This window comes from Psychrobacter sp. AOP7-A1-24 (assembly GCF_052376235.1).
Classification (GTDB): domain Bacteria; phylum Pseudomonadota; class Gammaproteobacteria; order Pseudomonadales; family Moraxellaceae; genus Psychrobacter.
Window position 1 is genome coordinate 42,814 of sequence record NZ_JBQSVM010000011.1, and the last position, 20,330, is coordinate 63,143.

Here is a 20,330-nt window from a genome sequence, read left to right on the forward strand (position 1 = left end):
CTGTTATTCAAATATTGTTGTTACTTAGGTAGCATCATTGCCAAATCTCACTGTTTTTCAGTTAAAGAGTGATGATAGAAACCCTATCCAAAATTGAGCTTAAAATAGTCTATCAAAAACACCTTATACTGCTAACGCTATTTGGCGTTAATGCTATATTTACTGCCAAATACAGCAGCTTGATACATAGTCGGCTCTACTATAGCAAAAACTGAGGTCAGTGCCCATTCGTAAATGCGTATAAATATACTAATTGTTATTAATATTAGCAAAGTTAAGCCAAATAACAGCGACGTATAGCACAACTATGAGGCAACACTGGCTCAAAACTGTGTTACAGTCTCAGTTCAGCTCCCTACCCGTTATATATAAGAGGAGCATCATGTGATTAATAAGAAAAAGGATACCTGATGAGCGCATTACAACAGCTACGCACTATGACTACCATTGTTGCTGACACTGGTGACCTTGCCGCTATTGCCCGTTTAAAACCTATCGATGCGACCACCAACCCAAGCCTTATCACTAAGGCCATGACTCATCCTGATAACCAGGGCATGCTGTCAGAAGCGATGAGTCGTCATAATGGTGACGTTGATGCCGTGATCGATGCGCTGACCGTTCAAGTCGGCTGTGATATTTTGGCGCTGATCGAAGGCCGAGTCTCTACCGAAGTCGACGCTCGTCTATCTTACGATACTCAAGCGACGATAGATAAGGCACTGGCCTTTATGGATGCTTACCAAAAAGCTGGCGTCGACTCAGAAAGAGTATTGATCAAAATGGCGGCGACTTGGCAAGGTATCGAGGCGGCGCGCTATCTTGAGACCCAAAACATTCACTGTAACCTAACCCTACTGTTCGGACAACATCAAGCAATTGCCTGTGCAGATGCTGGCGTAACCCTAATATCGCCTTTTGTTGGACGTATTTTAGATTGGCAAAAACGCCAGCAAAGCCGTCAACACGTACCAGCCTCTGACGACATGGGCGTGCAGTCAGTCAAGCTCATTTATCAGTACTACAAGCAGCACGGTTACCAGACGCAAGTAATGGGCGCTAGTTTCCGCTCTACCGAGCAAATTCTAGCATTGGCAGGTTGTGATTTATTGACCATAGCTCCTAATCTCATTGACGAGCTGGCGGCTATGGACACTGAAGTAACTCGCCAACTGTCTCCAAGCATGTCAATGGATATGAAGGCGATGACTCAAGTGAGCTTAACGCACGAAGAGTTTAGCGCTGCATATCAGCAAGATAAGGTTACGCAAGACTTATTACCTAAAGGCATTGATGGCTTTATCGGAGCGCGTGACGAGCTAGCTAAGACATTAGCAGCCATCCGCGGGTAATAATTCACACACAACGGATACTGGGCTGGCACAAAAGATATTTGCCTGCTAATAGTAAGTTGGCTATCATTACCTACTTCAAATGACAAGAAGCAAGGCTTAAGTATGAAACGGCTATCAATATTATTGGCAGGCAGTGCTTTAGCGATCAGCGCCCAGGCGGTCAACTGGGCAGAGGTGTCCGAGAGCAGCTCTGGATCAATTTTTAGTATAGATTTGGATTCTATTGAAAGCTCTGACATCCGTATCATAGATGAAAAAGACGTCGAAAATATCACAGTATCTGTTCTCAGAACCTATCCTAAAGACAAAGATACTAAAACCGATGACTCGCAAGAAGAAAAAAGCAGTATTGACCATAGTGAGCAACAACTACTGATTTCGTGTAAAGACGCCAGTTACTACAGACGAGCCTTTGTTAACTACGATGCCGAAGGCAAAGTAACCAAATCATGGCAATCAGAAAAGCCAATATTGACCACAAAAGATTTTAAAACCACCACACCAAAGACAGTCGGTCGCACAGTGATAGAGCAGTCTTGTACAGCCTACGAGCAGAGTGAAGAGCAATAAATATAGCCTACTCAACACACATTTAAAAAAGCGCCCTGATTATATGTCAGGGCGCTTTTTTATCGTAAGAAATGTTTAAAGCAGTCAAAAAATATAGTGGTTCACTCTAAGCTTTTAATACCGTATAAACAGGTACTGGGAACTCGCCATGCAAATCGACCAAGTCCAATAACACTAGCGCACCAACCACAGTATGATCAGCTGATTGACACAACTCATAAGCAGTGGTCAACGTACCACCAGTCGCCAAAATATCATCAACTAATAGTACACGTTCAGGCGGTAGATTGTTTTGCATCTCAAGCGTGTCTTTACCATATTCCAATGCATAAGCCTTATTGGCAACAGGTGGTGGCAGCTTACCTGGTTTGCGTAGCAAAATCATTCCTTTGCCCAAGCGACCTGCTAGCATACTGGCAAATACAAAGCCGCGCGCTTCTACCGCACCCAGACAATCCACTTCATCCATAAGACCTTCTGGCAAGGCAGCAAGCAGCGCATCGATAACAGCATCAACATGACTGCGCAGTAACGGAGTAATGTCATAAAAATCAATGCCAGCTTTCGGAAAGTCTGGTACTGTGCGAATAATCTGCCAAAACGGATGGTCAGTATTAAGCACATGAGACGTCTCATGGTCGGTGGCGGATGTGGCGGCGGCATTGGTACTCATGATGACCCTTAGCTTATGTATTTAGGTGGTTTAGTTAGTTTAGATAAGACAACAACTGAATGACATATCAGCGATAAATGCTGAGCATTACGGTGAATTTAGCGGCAATTATTATAGCATAATTGGTTTCGTATGATGGGCTGGCGTCTGGGCTTGTTATTAGGCGCTAATAAAGGAACGTATGTGATTGACTTGATAAAAGAAAAGTCATCTCAATATACAAGTGTAAACTTAACTATGAAAACTGCGGTTATATGCTAAACTACGTGCGTTTTTGCAGTCTAATATAATAGCTGTAAGGTTAAAAATGAGCGTTTGTAGCACGCTACAACTGTAATGATCGATAGGACTATTTATGAAACGTTATGAATGTATTGTCTGCGGCTGGATATATGATGAAGCGCTTGGCTGCCCAGAAGAAGGCATCGCACCTGGTACTAAGTGGGAAGACATCCCTGATGACTGGACTTGCCCTGAGTGCGGCGTCGGCAAACTTGATTTTGAGATGCTTGAGCTGTAGTAGATGACTCTCTAATTAGGACACTTCATGACAAAATCAAATGACATCAATAGTGCCAAATTGCCTGAAACGCTAGATAGCAATCTAGAAGAGCATCTGAATAACTACCCTACTCCTGAGTGGCTCAGACTTGGGGAGCATCAATGGCGCGACTCTGACTTGAGTAAGCATCTTTACCAAGCGATGATTGACATCGGTGATGGTATTGAGTTGTGCGTCGAAGCTGGCGGCAATCCTAATAACCCGCCACTGCTGATGATTATGGGGCTAGGCTCACAGATGGTATTTTGGCCAGACAATTTTATTAAGCGCTTTATCGATGCTGGTTTTTTTGTGATTCGTTTTGATAATCGTGATATTGGCTTGTCCTCTAAAGTACAGATAGAAGGGCTGCCGCGTATTAGCCAGCTCAAGATGATGTTACGTCTACAAACTGGATTGTCTAATAAAAGCACACAGGTCGCTTATAACTTGACTGACATGGCTGAAGACACCGTACGTTTAATTAAAGCACTCAAACTCGGTAAGACACATCTGCTTGGTGCCTCTATGGGTGGGATGATTGCACAAATCGTAGCAGCACGTTATCCAAGTCTGGTGCAGCGGATGGCGCTTATGTTTACCACGACCAATCGTGCGTTTTTAAAGCCGCCTAAACCCAAACAGCTATACACCCTTATCAACCGTCCAGAGAGTCATTCTGAACGTGATATCGTGCGTCACAGTGTTTGGTTCATGAAGACGGTCGGCACACCAGGCCATGTCAATGTGCGTATGGTGCGTGAAATTGCTAAGATTCGCTATCAGCGCAATTTCCACCCGCTTGGTACGGTACAGCAGCTCAATGCTATCTTGGCATCAGGCTCTATCAGCCGATTTAGTAAACAAGTCAAAGCACCAACGATTGTATTACATGGTAGCGCTGATGGATTAATACCTGCCTCGCAAGGTCGAGTCGTTGCCAAAACTATTCCTAATGCCACCTTCCATCTCATCGAAGGTATGGCACATGATATTCCAGAATATTATCAGCCATATATGGTCGATTTGATTAGTAATCATTTATCAGGCAAATAGCTTTAAAAATTAGGTTCGTAAAATCTTAGCGTTGTAAAAAAGAGTGTAAAACCTATTGCTAACTTGTAGGCTTTACACTCTTTTTGATTATTTTTTCAATCTGGGGAATTGCATCAATCACAAGCCACGCCAGCCCCTTCCTTATCAATACACATCTTATTTCCATTCTTCAGGTTACCAATCCACGCCTTACCATCTGTAAATACAAAAGATGGCTTACCTTGATAGCTATCGTTAGCGTTAACACCGCTATTAGCAAAGCGAAAAGGAATCACCAGCTCACCGCCTAAGTTGACAAAACCCCACTCTTCACCGATACGCACGCCAGCATATCCCTCAGAGAACGGACGTACTTCATCAAATGAGTACGTAATCATAATGACATCATTATCATCGACGAAACCCCATTTACCATCCTGCTGACGCGATTGAAGCGTCGTAAAGCGCGTTGGTGCAGACTGTGATGCTGCGCTAGATTGATTCACTGCCTGAGTATCATTCTTTGCATTTGGGTCACTCACTGCATTGCCATTTTTATCCACCCAACTGGTTACACGGCCTTTGCGCATACGCGCCACCCCATTACGATAATTATCGATATCATCAATCGCTGCCGAAAAAGAGACAACGGTACTGTTGGCTGTATTGATCACACCATAGCTACCATCTTTTTTTACCACAATACGCCCATTCGATACAGGCCGTGCCCATCCTTGACTCTCTGTCAATATATCGTATATGGCTGGTACGACTTCACGGCCCTGCATATTAAGATAACCAACTCGATTGTTACGCGTTACAGGTAACAGACCGCCCGATAGTTTATCGGCACCGACCTTTTGATAACGCAATAAATCAACAGCTCGTTTCCCCTTTTTGTCAATTAACGCCACTGGTGCACCATAGTCTTTGATCGCCAAAAAGTAATGACTACTGGATGTGCAGGACACGTTTTTGTAATAACTTTTTGGGATTTTACAACTGGCAGCTTGGGCGCTAGGCATCAGAAGCAATGTGCTGGATAGAACCGTCACAATAAAACTGTATTGCGATATTTTTGGTAATAAATCAAACAATGTATGTGGCTGTTTTTTTGATAGCAATCGTTGAAGCATAAATAAACCTAGACAAATGATATGTAGATTGTTTGGTATAACAAATGAGACGTTAAGTACATTGAATAAACGTTGCATTATATCGTCAATTCACTATACATGTGTTGCAACGTTAGTGTCGCTTAGAATGCTACACACATACCATCTCTATAAAGAGATCATTTGCATACTTTATTCTTCTTTAAGTACTCATACACTGATGCTTTGATACAAATAGTTTGATATAACTGCCTTTATTTAACGATTATAAGTTAATTAAAAAGTTAGCTATATCAATCACCTTGGCTACCACCTCCCTTCTAGCATGCCCAGCAATTTCTTTCACAGCGATAGTTTCTTCATTCACCATAATAAATTATGATTTTGCCATTTCATTTCACGCTCAAAACCACGACAATATAGCTTCATGTCAACATAAGTTCTGACATAGACCAATGATAATAAGAATGCTGTTATTCAAAATAATACTATAAGGACAAATTATGGCTATTGCTTCAACGCGATCTGCACCTATTGGCTTAGTCATTGGTTGTATCATTTTTGGATTGGGCAGTTTGATTGTCGCTCACGTCGATATTGGCGGATGGGCCATGTCATTTTGGCGATTGGCTGTTTCGGGTATTGTATTTGCTATATTGGCTAAGATAATGGGCCAACGTATGCCCAAATCAAGACGCGCCATTTGTTATGCGCTACTATCGGGGGCGTTTTTAGGATTAGATTTGGCGTTGTGGCATGAGAGTATTTATGCGGTTGGGCCTGGTATTTCGACGCTACTTAACAGTCTGCAAATATTCTTCTTGGCCGCGATTGGATTTTTGTATTTCAATGAGCGCCAGTCTATCGTGCAGCTTATTAGCTTATTTTTAGCCATGATAGGCGTGGCGATGATAGGCAGCCCTGAATTTGCACATAACACCGCTGCGACTTGGGGGTTTGTCACTGGTCTTGTATCAGGAGCGATGCTGGCTGCATCCATGACATTTATCCGTAAAACGCATGACACTGAACCGACGCCTATATTTATGCTGATGCAGCTGATCAGTGTTGGCGGCGTCTTAGCCATGATTATACCGATGTTTGTCTTTGATACAGGCAATATCCTACCAAACACATGGTCTGAGATTGGCTGGGTGCTTATCTATGGTACGGTGATGCAATGTCTGGCGTGGGGATTGATTGCCTACTCTATCCCTAAGCTTTCGTTGGCATTGACCGGATTATTGTTATTGTCAGAGCCTATTGCAGCATTAGTCATTGACTATAGCTGGCTGGACAAGCCGATTAATACTTTACAGTGGAGTGGCGCACTATTAACGATGCTTGCTATTTATTTAGGCTCACTTAAACCAAAACCACGTGCGCTTCGCCGCTATCGGTTTTTTTCCAGATTCTATAAGCGAGACTACAAATAATTCCGACACTGTTATCCGTTACTATTGCTGTTCAAAACTGCTAATAAAAAGCGTCCATACTATTGATAGTATGGACGCTTTTTATTAGAGGAGATATATTTTGGCTGCTTTTACTCGATAAATTCAAGCTTTAATCTCATAGAATTTATTTAACCTCAGAACTTTTATTAAACAACGCGTTCAACACGATAGCCGCTAAAGTAGCCGTACCAATACCGCCTAAATCAAAACCGCCTAAGTGCAAGCTAAAGTTACCAGTGCCCATAATGACAGTGACTGCCGCGATGATTAGATTGCTGTTTTTACTAAAATCAATATGGCTATCGATCCAGATTTTTATCCCAGCAACAGTGATAAGACCGAAGACAACAATAGAAGCACCGCCCAGTAGAGCCGCTGGTATAGTCTGAATGATAGCACCAAACTTTGGTGAAAGTCCCAGTATGATAGCCACCAAACCTGCTACGACAAATATCGTCGTGCTATAGACTTTGGTGACAGCCATGACGCCAATATTTTCGGCATAAGTGGTAACACCTGTACCACCAAACCCTGCTGAAAAAGTCGTTGCCAAACCATCGGCCAAAAATGCTCGGCCCATATAAGGCGTCACACGAGACTTGGTCATACCCTCTACTGCTTTAAAATGCCCTAGGTTCTCAGCGACCAAAATAAAGGCTACAGGCGCAATTAGGATAATGGCGCTCATCTCAAAGCGCGGAGTATGGATGCTCGGTAGTCCAAACCATGAAGCGGCGGCTACCGTGCTAAAGTCAATCGCTGTACCAAAGCCTAAAACATTGGTCATGACAAAATAAGCAACGTACGACAACACTAGACCAACGAGTAACAATAAACGACGTAACATACCACGAGTAAATACCGCCACTCCACTAATGAGCAATACGGTCAAAGTCGCCATCCAAGCATCAAACTGATTGGTAGACACACCTTGAATGGTTACTGGCGCCAAGTTAAGACCGATAATCATGACAATCGCACCTGTCACGATCGGCGGCATCAAACGCTCAATCCAACCTGTACCCGTTTTCATCACTAGCAGACCAATCAATGCATAAATAATTCCGCAGGCCATAATACCGCCTAGCGCAACGTTTAGGTTGTCATTGAAACCTGCACCTGCATAAGCGGTCACCGCGATGACTGGACCAATAAAAGCAAAGCTTGATCCCAAGTAGCTCGGCATGCGCCCACCGGTAATCATAAAGAACATTACCGTACAGATACCAGACATCAAGATGGCTAAGTTAGGATCGAACCCCATTAATAGAGGCGCAAGAACGGTTGCACCAAACATCGCAAATGTATGCTGTATACCGAGCAATACACTCTTTGACGGGGGTAAATAGTCATTGATGCCGACTGGGTCCCGGTCTAAGTCGCCCTTATAAGGACGCCATGTCGGAAACCAACGGCCATTTTCAAAGTCTGGATTGTGCGGATAATTGATAGCTGCTGAATCAATGCCTGCAGATTCTAGGGAATTTTGAGTCGATAGATCTTGAGCACTATTGTCTGAAGCTGATGAAGGGTCTTTTTGAGATGCCATGCGCGCTTGTCCTATGTGAGCTAAGCTAAAGTAATAGGCTAGAATAACTGATAAAATAAGTACATCAATAAATAGCAGAACCTTAAGTTCTTCTATCTATAATATGTCATCCCAATTCATTCATTTATGTTGTAATATGACAAACCAAAAGTATTATTTGGTATGATAACTATATCTCGCTAAATGTATGAACCCGAATACGTCTGACTAAAAAACTCAGTCTTTCTTAATTCGTCTTATTTTACGATGATAACCAACTTACAGGATGTTACATAGTTGTTGACTGCGAGCATGATAACGGAGTTTCAAAATAAATAAAAGTTATTATTCAACTGCTCTCTGTGCTCATTTACCTTACTACCTTTATAAATAGTGTCTCGCGCCCACCTGCCAACGGTGACTAGGCGTGATGGCTGTTTATTATATTTTTCACACAAGTGCCCAATGCAATAAATAAAATATGCTAAAGCACTTAAAATTTTTGGTGACTTATTATGATTAGTGTTTTTGACTTATTTAAAATCGGCGTCGGCCCATCCAGTTCGCATACAGTCGGACCGATGGTAGCTGCAAACTTGTTTTTGACCTCACTAATTGAGCAGATAGAACTAACTGCCGTTAAGACCATTGAAATTGAGCTGTATGGCTCGTTGGCAGCGACCGGCAAAGGTCATGCAACAGATACTGCTATTTTATTAGGACTGCTTGGACATACGCCTAGCACGATAGACACACGTTTGACCAGTAGCTACCTATCCCCTATTTTTTCTGACAAAATTCTCAATGTATCAGGTACGCATACGATTGATTTTAATACAGAACAAGATATCTACTGGTATGACGATACTGTGCTGCCTTATCACCCTAATGCATTGACATTACGCGCTATCTCGGCTGAAGGCGCTCGCTATCAGCAGACTTATTATTCAGTCGGTGGCGGCTTTGTCATTAATGAAGAAGATGCGACTAACCCTGACGAAGATCATGCTAGCCCAACCATCGATAGAGTTCCCTACCCGTTCAATAACGCAGCAGAGCTACTAGAGCAGTGTCGTGAACATGACTTGAGCATCAGCGAATTGGTATTAGCAAACGAATGTCATTTTCATACAAAAGAAGAAGTGTTTGCTTACCTAGATAGCATTTGGGAAGTGATGCAAGATTGCGTCAAACAAGGCTGTGAAAACGGTGGTATCTTGCCAGGCGGTTTAGATGTAAAGCGCCGTGCTCAAGATTTGCATACGCAGCTGTGTGCTGAAAAAGATCAGCCTATCACCAAGGATGACAAATTAGCCGCTATGGACTGGGTCGATTTGTACGCGCTTGCTGTCAATGAAGAAAATGCCAATGGTGGTAAAGTAGTCACGGCTCCAACCAACGGCGCAGCAGGTATCATTCCTGCAGTACTCCATTACTATCGTGACTTTTTGCCTAACTACAGCCAAGATGGTGTTCGTAAATTTTTGCTAAACGCTACTGCTATCGGTAGCCTTATCAAGCAAAATGCCTCAATTTCTGGTGCTGAAGTTGGTTGCCAAGGTGAGGTGGGTTCTGCATGCGCGATGGCAGGCTCTGCACTAGCAGAAATTATGAATGGTACACCGGCTAAATGCCTAAATGCGGCAGAGATTGGCATCGAACATAACCTAGGTCTTACTTGTGATCCTATTGGCGGTTTGGTCCAAGTACCGTGTATCGAACGTAATGCAATGGGTGCGGTCAAAGCCATTAATGCAGCACGCTTAGCCTGCAGAGGTAACGGTCAGCATTTCGTATCTCTAGACAAAGCGATAGAGACCATGAAGCAGACAGGTGCAGATATGTCTGACAAATATAAAGAAACAGCACGTGGCGGTCTGGCTGTCTATGCCGATAATAGAATCCCTACGGCAACGCGCGGCGTTAGTGTCAATTACAGTCAGTGTTAATTGCATTTTTTGGAAAATAGCTTAGTAACAACAAAAAGGCCTCTAACGAGTTAGAGGCCTTTTTGTTGTTACTAGTTTCGATACATATCAGTGTCAAAATTATTCAGCAGTTTTTGATACCACTTCGTTTAGAATCCATACTGGCTGTACTACATTAGAGCCTTCTGCTGTCATTGCTTCTTGGCGTACGTCTAGAACATAACGGTAATTCGGCTCATAAGTAAAACCTTGAATATTACCATTTAACGTAGAGAAGTTTTTCTGATAGGTCTGACGGTATTGTAAGCACTGTGATTCAACCATGCTGCCATCAGTAGCAGTCAAGTCACATACTGCTTTGCGTGGTGCAACTTCTACTTCGAAACTTGGGATGTTTACTACCTTGACGTTCATTGGTTGTCCTTCAACAACCATAGTGCGCTCGTTATCCATACCCATAGTAGAGCAACCAGAAAGTGCAAAAGTCGTCATCAATGCTGCAAGTGCTAATTTTTTCATTATTCAATCCTCAGATAATTGTTATTGCTTATTTATTACTAGTTCGCTGTTGTCTAAACAAGCTTATTATTTTTAACACCTTATCTCACTTTGGTTAAAGCTAATAAGGCTGTTTGCTATTTACTGAGACCAGTATAGGTCGTAATTTGTCTTGCTCTCTATGACTGCTTTGTAAAGTAACGTCAGCTTTTGCAACTGATGTTAATAAAGCGTATTAAATAACAGAGTGATTTGCTACTGAGCAGATGTTTGACATTAAAAAGCCAGAACAATATTTGTTCTGGCTCTTATATAACTACGTAAACTTTGTATTATTAAAAATTACTAGCTACGATAATCAGCGTTTATTTTGACGTAATCATATGATAAATCGCAGGTATAGACAGTATCGCTCGCATCACCACGTGCAAGGTCGATATGTATGGTAATTTCAGGTCGACTCATAACGGTCTTGCCCGCCTCTTCTGTATAATCAGGTGCGACACCGCCATTTTGGCAAATCATCACTTCATCCAAGTACACATCGACTCGCTCTGTGTCTAGGTCTTCGATACCAGCATAACCCACTGCTGCTAATATACGTCCCCAGTTAGCATCACTGGCAAAAAATGCCGTTTTTACTAAGGGCGAATGTGCGACTGCATAAGCCACATCGCAGCATTCTTGCGTGATTTGACCGCCAGTCACCTTGACCGTCATGAATTTGGTCGCGCCTTCGCCATCACGTACAATCAATTGTGCTAAACGAACAAACACGTCGGCTAATGCGTCAAATACTGGCTGATAATGTGGATGCTCTGGGCTGTCGATCATATCTGAGCTAGCAGCACCTGTTGCAATCAACACACAACAATCATTAGTTGAGGTGTCACCATCAACAGTAATACGGTTGAAAGACTGCTCGTTGATAGCGCTTAGCATCTCTTGCAGTAGATCAGCAGCGATATTAGCATCTGTCGCCACATAGCCCAGCATCGTCGCCATATTTGGGCGTATCATTCCTGAACCTTTAGACATACCAGTGATGTGATAGTTAGTACCTGCTACATCAATTTTTTGGCTGGATAATTTGGGAATAGTATCCGTCGTACGAATGCCATTAGCAGCAGCCAGCCAGCTATCAGTCGCTAGATTAGCCAATGCATCATCTAGACCTGCAATGACCGCATCACTATTTAATGGTTCACCAATCACGCCAGTGGAAAAAGGCAATATCGTATTGGTATCTACATCAGCCTTTTCAGCCAATGCTGTACAGATATCAATAGCACGGCGTTTGCCATCAGCACCCGTACCTGCATTTGCATTACCTGTATTAGTAATTAAATAGCGCGGACTGACCTTAGCAAAGTGCTCACGCAATACTCGCACTGGCGCGGCGCAAAAGGTATTTTTAGTAGTGACAACCGCAGTAGTGGCTTTATCAGATATTTCGATGACGACTAGATCATCGCGGTCTTTATAACGAACACCTGCCGCTGTAGCACTGAGCTTAATGCCCTCGATAGGATAGATAACATCAGGTACTGATACATTTCCAACAGCCATAATAAAATCCTTATTTCTCAATTTTTATCGTTATTAACGGAATACGAAGTGATAAATAGTACAGTCCATTTCAAAACTATTCAGATACCAAAAGAACTGGCTTCAGCTCTATAACTAGTAAACTGAGCAAGCTGATTGTCGTACCTAGTTTACATAAGATTGACCATATAGGTATCACGGTATATGAGTATTACGCTTTATTTAAGTCAAATGCTGACCAAATCGGTGCATGATCAGACGGTTTTTCCATAGCACGAAGCTCATAACTGATACCAGCATCGATACATTTACCAATTAGGTCTGATGTACATAGAATATGGTCAATACGCAAACCGCGCTTAGGTTCATCATTGAAGCCGCGACTGCGATAATCAAACCAACTGTATAACTCGGCGCTTTCTGGATAGTGAAGTCGGTAAGTATCTGTCAGCTCACGTGACATCAATGCTGAGTACCATTCGCGCTCTTCTGGCAAAAATGAGGTTTTTCTATTTTTTAACCAGCGTTTGGCATTAACTTCTCCAATACCAATATCGATATCTTCTGGTGCAATATTCATATCACCCATGACAATAATCGAACGGCCTTCCGCTTTTAACGTATCAATATAAGCAATCAAATTGGCATAATAAGCGCGCTTCATCGGAAATTTGGTCGGGTGATCTTGGCTCTCTCCTTGCGGGAAATAACCATTGAGTACATCCACTTCACGACCTTCAAACTCATAGCGTGCATGAATAAAGCGCTTTTGGGCTTCTTCATCTTCGCCAGGGAAACCTTTTTGTACAAACACAGGTGCAGCTTTTGATAATAGTGCAACGCCGTAATGCCCTTTTTGTCCAAAATACTCTACGTGGTAGCCTAGGCTTTCGATATTGCCAAGCGGAAACTGATCATCATGAACCTTGGTTTCTTGTAGGCCCATGACATCAGGATCGATTACCTCGCGCACCGCCTCAAGCTGATGCTGACGTGCACGGATACCATTGATGTTAAAACTGACAAAACGGGTCATAAACTGTCCTATACTGATTGGTTAGAATATAGCGCTCATATAAGAAGGTGAAATATAAACGACTATGATAACAAATGTAAGCGGCTCTAGCGGTTGCGCGGCCTGATATCTTGAGCTAGAGTAACTCTTATTATAAGCACTATCTATTATTGGTCTATCTGAAACACTTTTATTCAACAAAATTTATCAAAAATATCGAGCATCGCTATGACAACAACTGAGCAAAAAAATAAAACATCAGCCCTAAATAATGATATCAAACCGTTATTTGCTAAAGACTACAACGTCTATATTAACCATACTGATGCTGGCGGTATAGTCTATCACGCCAATCATTTGGTATTTTTTGAAAACTGTCGACGCGACTGGTTTACTGAACTAGGTTTAAATGGGTATTTTTTGCAAACTGACAGCGGTGACGTGCAGCATTTTGTCGTGAGTCAGGCAGACTTACAATACAAAAGAGCGATTCTGTTAGATGAGGTGATTAGTGTACGTATTGATAAAGTTGAGCTAAAACCTGCCAGCATTATATTTTATCAAAGCATTCATCGCCACTTACCAAATCATGGATCTACCGAAACAGACAACAGTCAGCTACTAAGCAGCACCAAAATCGTTATTGCTTGCGTGCAAAACCTTGTCAAACCAGAGCCAATGGCTGATGACAAAATAGACGGTGAATCAGACAATGCAATGACTACTATACCAATGCGTCCTATTCGTGTACCGAAAAAACTGCACGATAAGATCAAACAGGCCATCGATGAGCAAGTAAATGGTTAACAGTGAAACGCTATGAGTCTGGATACGGATAGAGTGTTACTTAAATTTGATCATCTATGGGTACATAGCAGACGAACGATAAGTACTCATAGCATCAAGAATAGCAAAGAAGCCTCGAATAAAACTTCTATACCGTCTAGCATTTATCAAAAGTGGACAAATAAACTAGCCACAAACACATCACTGGATAAAGAACTACCAACTCATGATCGAGCGCTAATAAGAGGGGCAAGTGGCGCACTATTGTCAGGACAAGTCACTGTTTTGACTGGCGCATCTGGTAGCGGTAAATCAGTACTGCTGCGAGTATTAGCAGGATTATTACCATTGAACAGCGGCACTGTTCGTTTGCACGGTGATGATAAGCTGAGTAATACTTATCGCGATATTCATGAGACTGCACCTGTACTGTGGCGCAAGCACGTTGCCCTACTCGCTCAGCATCCGCAGTTGTTGGACGGTAGTGTCCTTGAAAACTTAAAAATGCCTTATCAATTGCGTGCTCATCAGTCGCAAACTTTTGATAGAGACTGGCATATTGCTCAGCTTGAGCATTTGGATAGAAACGCAGATTTTTTGCAACAAGACTCTAAGCATTTATCTGGTGGCGAGCGCCAACTGGTCAATACGTTACGTCTACTACAACTAAACCCGCAGGTTCTATTGCTAGATGAACCAACGGCCGCTTTGGATATTGACACCTCAGCACAGCTAGTGAACTTACTCATCAACTGGTTGCACGCAGATGCACAGCGCACACTGCTATGGGTGACGCACGATACCAAAGACATTATGCCTTTGGCCGATAGACACTGGCATATGCAGGCAGGTGTACTCACCGCAGATTCTTAAGAAGCTCTTGGTCGGGAGTATGGAATCAAATAATTAAATCATCGTGTGATTGTTTAGAACAATCTAGCACATTAGCAACCTCATGCCTCCCCTTATATTATTACTATAACTACTTCCACAATAAGCTCATATGAGCGGTACGAATGATATGCAAATATTTCTCACTTATAGTGATATCGCTCTTGCCAGCAGTCTGATTATCATCGTACTCCTCATCTCTTGGCGATTACGCTTAAAGCTAAGCAAAACCCTTCTGATAGCGGCGCTTCGTACAATCACACAGCTTAGCTTTATCGGACTAATATTGGCGTGGATTTTTGCACGTGAACAATGGTATGAAGTATTGCTTATCTTAACGGTCATGACTTTGATTGCAGGAAGTGCCGCCAAAAATCGCGTTAAGCGCAGTTATAAAGGATTACTGACAGATACGCTATTGGCAGTCGGCATCTCAGCAATACTGGTAACGGCAATTGCAATTATCACGATTTTGAATGTTCAGCCTTGGTATACACCGCAATTTATTATTCCTATATTGGGTCTAATACTAGGGAACTCTCTGACTGCTATCTCATTAACTAACAATCAATTGATCGAATCATTTCATGAACAATCTGGGCGTATAGAGATGATGCTCAGTCTATCTGCTAAGCCATTCGAAGCCGTCCATGAGCAAATAAAAGCAGCAATCACTAATGGCATGACTCCAACTTTAAACTCTATGCTAGTCGTCGGTATCGTTAGCTTACCAGGTATGATGACTGGTCAAATACTAGCAGGTGCTGATCCTACTCAAGCCGTACGCTACCAAATAGTCACTATGTTCTTGATATGTGCCAGCAGCACACTGGGCTGCACTATTAGTGCGTTACTTATCTATCGACGGTTTTTTAATAATCGCGAGCAGTTTTCTCTTCCGCAATAATTTCGATATTCGCCCTCTATTAACTTACTCATACTATTTAAATGTTACTTTATTTTTGGAACTTTATAACCAATAAATTCTTTAATAAGAATATATGTACTGCTCAGTACTGCTTCCTAATATTTTTTTAAGCTTAATTCATGCTAATGTATTGCTCAAATGTATCGTTTTTTTTGGTACCTGAGTTGTCAGCAACAAATGAATAGTTTTAGAACAAACACTACTGCTGTTACTAAAACTTCTGTTCTGTTTGATGCTTTGTCCAAATAATTATTGAATAAAGCACATATCAGCGATAAAAAATCGCGGTTAATCAATAGACAAGGATGCTATTGACTATGATACATACCGCTTAAAACAAGTAGTGGTTTGTACTACTGATAGCCTGACAACTACCCTCTTAAATTACTTTAGCCTATATCAAATCGCAAGGATGCTAACTATGATATCGAACAAACCTTGGCTCTCTCAATATCCAGCCGGCGTGCCAAAAACCATCAATCCTGATAGATATAGCAGTATTATGGAGCTGTACGAAGAGTGTTTCGATCGCTTCCGTGGGCATCCAATGAGCATTTGTATGGGAGTAACCCATACTTATGGTGACGTTGATAATGCTTCACTTGCAGTAGCAGCATGGTTACAAGCTCAAGGCTTGCCAAGAGGTAGTGTCGTCGCTCTAATGATGCCAAATGTACCTCAGTACCTACCTATTATGATTGGGATATTGCGTGCAGGCTATGTATGCACCCCTGTAAACCCACTATATACTGGCCGAGAACTACGTCATCAGCTCAATGACTCTGGTGCTCAAGCGATTTTTGTAGTCGATAACTTTGCTCAAGCACTTGAGCAAGTCATTGAAGAAACGGCTATCAAACGCGTCATCCTATCAAAGATGGGTGATATGATGGGTTTGAAAGGTATTTTGGTCAATACGATTATTCGTCAGGTCAAACGTCTGGTTCCGAAATATAACCTGAACGATCCTAAATACAATGTCACCAAATTCCCTGAAGTACTGAAAAAAGGAAAAAACTTACCTTTTCAGCAGCCAACCATGTCTTTGGATCACAAAGCATTTTTGCAATATACAGGTGGTACTACAGGACTCTCAAAAGGCGCCATTTTATCACAACGTAATATTGTAGCTGCAGCGATGCAATCAGAAGCTTGGACTCGCCCTATCACATCCGAAATCAATGAAGTATATATCAATATGGTGATGGCCTTACCGCTCTATCATATTTTCGCATTTATGCTCAGCCTACTTGGTATGCGCTCAGGCTATACTTTTATTTTGGTACCCAATCCACGCGATATTCCTGGATTTGTCAAAACTTTATCCAAGCAACCATTCCATATCTTCCCTGCAGTCAATACGCTCTTCAAAGGATTGCTTGATACTCCAAACTTTGAAAATTTAGACTTCAGCTCTCTACGTATCTCACAGGCTGGTGGGATGGCTGCAACTGAGCAGACTGCGAAACGCTGGTTAGAGGTGACTGGCTGTGCGATGATCGAAGGTTGGGGCATGACAGAAGGCGTCGCCGTCGGCACTGCCAACGTTATTACAAATCGTGAGTTTAACGGTACTATCGGAGTGCCAGCACCTGGTGTAGATGTCATCATTATTGATGAAGACGGCAGGCATGTAGAACTGAACGAGGGTGGCGAGCTATGCATTAAAGGTCCCAATGTCACTTCTGGATACCTGAATAGAGACAGTAGTGCTGATTTTACTAGCGATGGTTATTTCCGTACGGGTGATATCGTCAGTATGGACGACAAGGGATACATTAAACTACTAGATCGTAAAAAAGACATGATTTTAGTATCAGGCTTCAATGTGTTCCCGAACGAAATTGAATCTGTGATGCTTGACTGTGACGGCATTCTTGACTGTGCAGTAATTGGTATTCCTGATAGCCATCAAGGTGAAACCGTTAAAATATATGTGATCCCTAAAGATAATAATGTTACTAAAGAAGTGGTTACAGATTTTGCATTAGATAATTTAACTGGCTATAAATGCCCACGTCACATTGAGTTTGTGAGCGACCTGCCGAAAAGTAATGTTGGTAAAGTACTACGTCAAAAATTGCGTGAAAAACACAAAGCAGACTACCCTCAAATGTAAATACTCATCTACTGCTTAGGAAGCATAAATATATTTTCATTTAAGAGTATCTTACAATAATTATAAGATACTCTTTTCCTATACTCATATTTTGTTATTTATTTTTAGAGCTGTCTTATTACAACGAATATTTATATGAGATTTTCTGAATAAAACCTATACTAATTATTTGATAGTAAAGTAGATTACTTTCAGAGTAACTGTCTAATTATCCAACATATTTTATTTTATTTATCAAATTTAACTGTAAACTATCAAGTTCTTGTATAAAAATAACTAGAATAGTTGTAGTTATGTTAATGTGTCGTCAAAATGTGTCACTATACTTTCTGCTATTTTAATCCTATATAATCATGGCTAATATCGATTGATTAGCAGTATTTGTTAGTAGCTATTTTCATCACCAAAAACATTGATTGATCTGTTTAATTTATTGAGCTATTTGTGCTCTATGGTTAAATAAAACTTTATAGAGGCCCCGTATCTTAGCAGTATGTGAATATATAGGATAGCACTCGACAATTTATCGCTAACGGAACAGTAATTTAAATTGTTGACATGGATGTGACTACTTTTTTATAGAGCCTTAAATGACGAATATTTAAGGACGCTAATCATGACAATAGATAAACCTTGGCTCGCTCAATACCCAGAAAACGTGCCTAAGACAATTAATCCTGATCAGTACGAAAGCCTTATAGAATTATATGAAGAATGTTTCAACCGCTTCCGTATGCATCCAATGACTATCTGTATGGGTGTTACGCATACTTATGGTGATGTTGATAATGCTTCACTTGCAGTAGCAGCATGGTTGCAGGCTCAAGGTTTACCTAAAGGTAGTGTCGTTGCTCTAATGATGCCAAATGTACCTCAGTACCTACCGACTATGATTGGTATTCTACGAGCAGGTTACATTTGTACTCCTGTGAATCCACTGTATACAGGCCGTGAGCTGCGCCATCAGTTAAATGACTCAGGTGCTCAGGTTATCTTTGTTGTTGATAACTTTGCCCAAGCCCTAGAGCAAGTCATTGAAGAGACCAATATCAAACGTATCGTGCTATCCAAAATGGGCGATATGATGGGGCTAAAGGGTATTTTGGTCAATACAGTCATCCGTCAGGTCAAACGCTTAGTTCCGAAATACAACCTGAACGATCCTAAATATAATATCACTAAATTCCCTGAAGTATTGAAAAAAGGGAAAAACCTACCCATTCAAGCACCAAAAACCACCCTACAACAAAAAGCTATTTTACAGTATACCGGTGGTACTACAGGACTATCTAAAGGTGCCGTTTTGTCTCAACGTAATGTCGTCGCTGCTGCTATGCAATCAGAAGCGTGGTATCGTCCTGTGACTTCAGGTATAAATGAGGTGTACATCAACATGGTAATGGCTTTACCGCTCTACCATATTTTTGCCTTTATGCTTAGCTTGCTCGGTATGCGTTCAGGTTATACCTTTATATTGGTACCCAATCCGCGTGATATGCCAGGGTTTGTCAAAACTTTATCAAAGCAACCGTTCCACATCTTCCCTGCGGTCAACACACTATTCAAGGGATTACTTGATCAGCCGAACTTTAAAAACTTAGACTTTAGTTCATTGCGTATCACTCAAGCTGGTGGTATGGCTGCAACCGAACAAACAGCAGCACGTTGGTTAGAAGTAACTGGCTGCCCAATGGTTGAAGGTTGGGGTATGACCGAAGGTGTCGCAGCAGGTACTGCTAACGTTATCACTGACCGCAAGTTTAACGGCACGATTGGTATACCCGTTCCTAGTGTTGATATTATTGTAGTAGATGATAACGGCGAACGTGTGGGTCTAAACCAAGCCGGCGAGATGTGCATCAAAGGCCCTAATATTACATCTGGGTACTTTAATAAAGATAATACTAATGATTTCACAAGCGATGGTTATTTCCGTACAGGTGATATTATTAGCATGGACGAAAAAGGTTATATTACCTTGCTAGACCGCAAAAAAGACATGATCTTGGTATCAGGTTTTAATGTATTCCCGAATGAAATTGAATCAGTCATGCTCGACTGTGATGGTATCGTTGATTGCGCAGTGATTGGCATTCCTGATGCGCATCAAGGTGAAGCCGTCAAAATTTACATTGTGCCTGCTGATAATAATGTCACCAAAGAAATTATTAAAGATTTCGCACTAGACAACTTAACGGGTTACAAATGTCCACGCCATATTGAATTTGTCAGTGAATTGCCGAAAAGTAATGTTGGTAAAGTACTGCGCCAAAAATTACGTGAACAGCATATGTCTGATAATCCTCAAACGCTCTAACCCTAAGTACTACATAATTAGGCACT

The 20,330-nt window shown here is 41.7% G+C and carries 17 protein-coding genes; 11 read left to right on the plus strand and 6 right to left on the minus strand.

The window, feature by feature from the left end:
• Positions 1-410 precede the first annotated feature (410 nt).
• Both ACT3QQ_RS05705 and ACT3QQ_RS05710 read left to right on the plus strand, forming a co-directional pair.
• Positions 411-1,352, plus strand: coding sequence for a transaldolase (locus tag ACT3QQ_RS05705; RefSeq protein ID WP_444522090.1), 942 nt, complete (start codon positions 411-413; stop codon positions 1,350-1,352).
• Between the two features lie 105 nt (positions 1,353-1,457).
• A complete protein-coding gene (locus ACT3QQ_RS05710) occupies positions 1,458-1,925 on the plus strand; it encodes a hypothetical protein (protein ID WP_444522089.1) in 468 nt (155 codons plus the stop codon).
• A gap of 106 nt (positions 1,926-2,031) precedes the next feature.
• Here ACT3QQ_RS05710 and ACT3QQ_RS05715 read toward each other — a convergent pair whose 3' ends face one another.
• Positions 2,032-2,598, minus strand: a complete 567-nt coding sequence (locus tag ACT3QQ_RS05715; protein ID WP_444522088.1) for an adenine phosphoribosyltransferase — start codon at positions 2,596-2,598, stop codon at positions 2,032-2,034.
• Between the two features lie 355 nt (positions 2,599-2,953).
• Between ACT3QQ_RS05715 and ACT3QQ_RS05720 the strand changes: the two genes are divergently transcribed.
• Both ACT3QQ_RS05720 and ACT3QQ_RS05725 read left to right on the plus strand, forming a co-directional pair.
• Positions 2,954-3,118: a rubredoxin gene (locus ACT3QQ_RS05720; protein WP_057759803.1), complete on the plus strand. Its 165-nt coding sequence runs from the start codon at positions 2,954-2,956 to the stop codon at positions 3,116-3,118.
• 27 nt (positions 3,119-3,145) lie between these two features.
• On the plus strand, positions 3,146-4,195 hold the full coding sequence (locus ACT3QQ_RS05725) for an alpha/beta fold hydrolase (RefSeq protein ID WP_444527244.1): 1,050 nt from the start codon (positions 3,146-3,148) through the stop codon (positions 4,193-4,195).
• A 113-nt stretch (positions 4,196-4,308) separates the two neighbouring features.
• Here the strand turns inward: ACT3QQ_RS05725 and ACT3QQ_RS05730 are convergent, their stop codons facing one another.
• Positions 4,309-5,310 carry a WG repeat-containing protein gene (locus ACT3QQ_RS05730; protein WP_444527245.1) on the minus strand — a complete coding sequence of 334 codons (1,002 nt, stop codon included), beginning with the start codon at positions 5,308-5,310 and terminating at the stop codon, positions 4,309-4,311.
• A gap of 482 nt (positions 5,311-5,792) precedes the next feature.
• On the opposite strand from ACT3QQ_RS05730, the gene ACT3QQ_RS05735 reads away from it, so the two are divergent.
• A complete protein-coding gene (locus tag ACT3QQ_RS05735) occupies positions 5,793-6,725 on the plus strand; it encodes a DMT family transporter (RefSeq protein WP_444527246.1) in 933 nt (310 codons plus the stop codon).
• Between the two features lie 145 nt (positions 6,726-6,870).
• Here ACT3QQ_RS05735 and ACT3QQ_RS05740 read toward each other — a convergent pair whose 3' ends face one another.
• Positions 6,871-8,295 carry a solute carrier family 23 protein gene (locus ACT3QQ_RS05740; RefSeq protein WP_444527247.1) on the minus strand — a complete coding sequence of 475 codons (1,425 nt, stop codon included), beginning with the start codon at positions 8,293-8,295 and terminating at the stop codon, positions 6,871-6,873.
• A 494-nt stretch (positions 8,296-8,789) separates the two neighbouring features.
• Between ACT3QQ_RS05740 and ACT3QQ_RS05745 the strand changes: the two genes are divergently transcribed.
• Positions 8,790-10,223, plus strand: a complete 1,434-nt coding sequence (locus tag ACT3QQ_RS05745; protein WP_444527248.1) for an L-serine ammonia-lyase — start codon at positions 8,790-8,792, stop codon at positions 10,221-10,223.
• Between the two features lie 99 nt (positions 10,224-10,322).
• Here the strand turns inward: ACT3QQ_RS05745 and ACT3QQ_RS05750 are convergent, their stop codons facing one another.
• The 3 genes from ACT3QQ_RS05750 to xthA form a co-directional block, all read right to left on the minus strand.
• Positions 10,323-10,721 (minus strand): DUF4377 domain-containing protein, encoded by a 399-nt coding sequence (locus tag ACT3QQ_RS05750; RefSeq protein ID WP_444527249.1) that lies wholly within the window; start codon positions 10,719-10,721, stop codon positions 10,323-10,325.
• Between the two features lie 324 nt (positions 10,722-11,045).
• A complete protein-coding gene (argJ, locus tag ACT3QQ_RS05755; RefSeq protein WP_444527250.1) occupies positions 11,046-12,269 on the minus strand; it encodes a bifunctional glutamate N-acetyltransferase/amino-acid acetyltransferase ArgJ in 1,224 nt (407 codons plus the stop codon).
• A gap of 190 nt (positions 12,270-12,459) precedes the next feature.
• The gene (gene xthA / locus ACT3QQ_RS05760) at positions 12,460-13,284 is read right to left on the minus strand and encodes an exodeoxyribonuclease III (protein WP_444527251.1); all 825 of its coding nucleotides are present in this window, start codon (positions 13,282-13,284) and stop codon (positions 12,460-12,462) included.
• Positions 13,285-13,491: 207 nt separating this feature from the next.
• On the opposite strand from xthA, the gene ACT3QQ_RS05765 reads away from it, so the two are divergent.
• The 5 genes from ACT3QQ_RS05765 (at position 13,492) to ACT3QQ_RS05785 (ending at position 20,304) form a co-directional block, all read left to right on the plus strand.
• Positions 13,492-14,070, plus strand: coding sequence for a hotdog domain-containing protein (locus ACT3QQ_RS05765; RefSeq protein ID WP_444527252.1), 579 nt, complete (start codon positions 13,492-13,494; stop codon positions 14,068-14,070).
• Positions 14,071-14,082: 12 nt separating this feature from the next.
• Positions 14,083-14,922, plus strand: coding sequence for an ABC transporter ATP-binding protein (locus ACT3QQ_RS05770; protein WP_444527253.1), 840 nt, complete (start codon positions 14,083-14,085; stop codon positions 14,920-14,922).
• A 148-nt stretch (positions 14,923-15,070) separates the two neighbouring features.
• A complete protein-coding gene (locus ACT3QQ_RS05775) occupies positions 15,071-15,847 on the plus strand; it encodes an ABC transporter permease (RefSeq protein WP_444527254.1) in 777 nt (258 codons plus the stop codon).
• Between the two features lie 442 nt (positions 15,848-16,289).
• Positions 16,290-17,987 carry an AMP-binding protein gene (locus ACT3QQ_RS05780; RefSeq protein ID WP_444527255.1) on the plus strand — a complete coding sequence of 566 codons (1,698 nt, stop codon included), beginning with the start codon at positions 16,290-16,292 and terminating at the stop codon, positions 17,985-17,987.
• A gap of 616 nt (positions 17,988-18,603) precedes the next feature.
• On the plus strand, positions 18,604-20,304 hold the full coding sequence (locus tag ACT3QQ_RS05785; RefSeq protein WP_444527256.1) for an AMP-binding protein: 1,701 nt from the start codon (positions 18,604-18,606) through the stop codon (positions 20,302-20,304).
• Positions 20,305-20,330 lie beyond the last annotated feature (26 nt).

Excerpts from the sequence above, each read along its gene's own strand:
- ACT3QQ_RS05785 (WP_444527256.1), top strand. The coding sequence starts at position 18,604 with ATGACAATAGATAAACCTTGGCTCGCTCAATACCCAGAAAACGTGCCT.
- ACT3QQ_RS05730 (WP_444527245.1), bottom strand. The coding sequence starts at position 5,310 with ATGCTTCAACGATTGCTATCAAAAAAACAGCCACATACATTGTTTGAT.
- ACT3QQ_RS05775 (WP_444527254.1), top strand. The coding sequence starts at position 15,071 with ATGCAAATATTTCTCACTTATAGTGATATCGCTCTTGCCAGCAGTCTG.
- ACT3QQ_RS05710 (WP_444522089.1), top strand. The coding sequence starts at position 1,458 with ATGAAACGGCTATCAATATTATTGGCAGGCAGTGCTTTAGCGATCAGC.
- xthA (WP_444527251.1), bottom strand. The coding sequence starts at position 13,284 with ATGACCCGTTTTGTCAGTTTTAACATCAATGGTATCCGTGCACGTCAG.
- ACT3QQ_RS05770 (WP_444527253.1), top strand. The coding sequence starts at position 14,083 with ATGAGTCTGGATACGGATAGAGTGTTACTTAAATTTGATCATCTATGG.
- ACT3QQ_RS05745 (WP_444527248.1), top strand. The coding sequence starts at position 8,790 with ATGATTAGTGTTTTTGACTTATTTAAAATCGGCGTCGGCCCATCCAGT.
- ACT3QQ_RS05735 (WP_444527246.1), top strand. The coding sequence starts at position 5,793 with ATGGCTATTGCTTCAACGCGATCTGCACCTATTGGCTTAGTCATTGGT.
- ACT3QQ_RS05715 (WP_444522088.1), bottom strand. The coding sequence starts at position 2,598 with ATGAGTACCAATGCCGCCGCCACATCCGCCACCGACCATGAGACGTCT.
- ACT3QQ_RS05765 (WP_444527252.1), top strand. The coding sequence starts at position 13,492 with ATGACAACAACTGAGCAAAAAAATAAAACATCAGCCCTAAATAATGAT.
- ACT3QQ_RS05780 (WP_444527255.1), top strand. The coding sequence starts at position 16,290 with ATGATATCGAACAAACCTTGGCTCTCTCAATATCCAGCCGGCGTGCCA.
- ACT3QQ_RS05705 (WP_444522090.1), top strand. The coding sequence starts at position 411 with ATGAGCGCATTACAACAGCTACGCACTATGACTACCATTGTTGCTGAC.
- ACT3QQ_RS05740 (WP_444527247.1), bottom strand. The coding sequence starts at position 8,295 with ATGGCATCTCAAAAAGACCCTTCATCAGCTTCAGACAATAGTGCTCAA.
- ACT3QQ_RS05725 (WP_444527244.1), top strand. The coding sequence starts at position 3,146 with ATGACAAAATCAAATGACATCAATAGTGCCAAATTGCCTGAAACGCTA.
- ACT3QQ_RS05750 (WP_444527249.1), bottom strand. The coding sequence starts at position 10,721 with ATGAAAAAATTAGCACTTGCAGCATTGATGACGACTTTTGCACTTTCT.
- argJ (WP_444527250.1), bottom strand. The coding sequence starts at position 12,269 with ATGGCTGTTGGAAATGTATCAGTACCTGATGTTATCTATCCTATCGAG.
- ACT3QQ_RS05720 (WP_057759803.1), top strand. The coding sequence starts at position 2,954 with ATGAAACGTTATGAATGTATTGTCTGCGGCTGGATATATGATGAAGCG.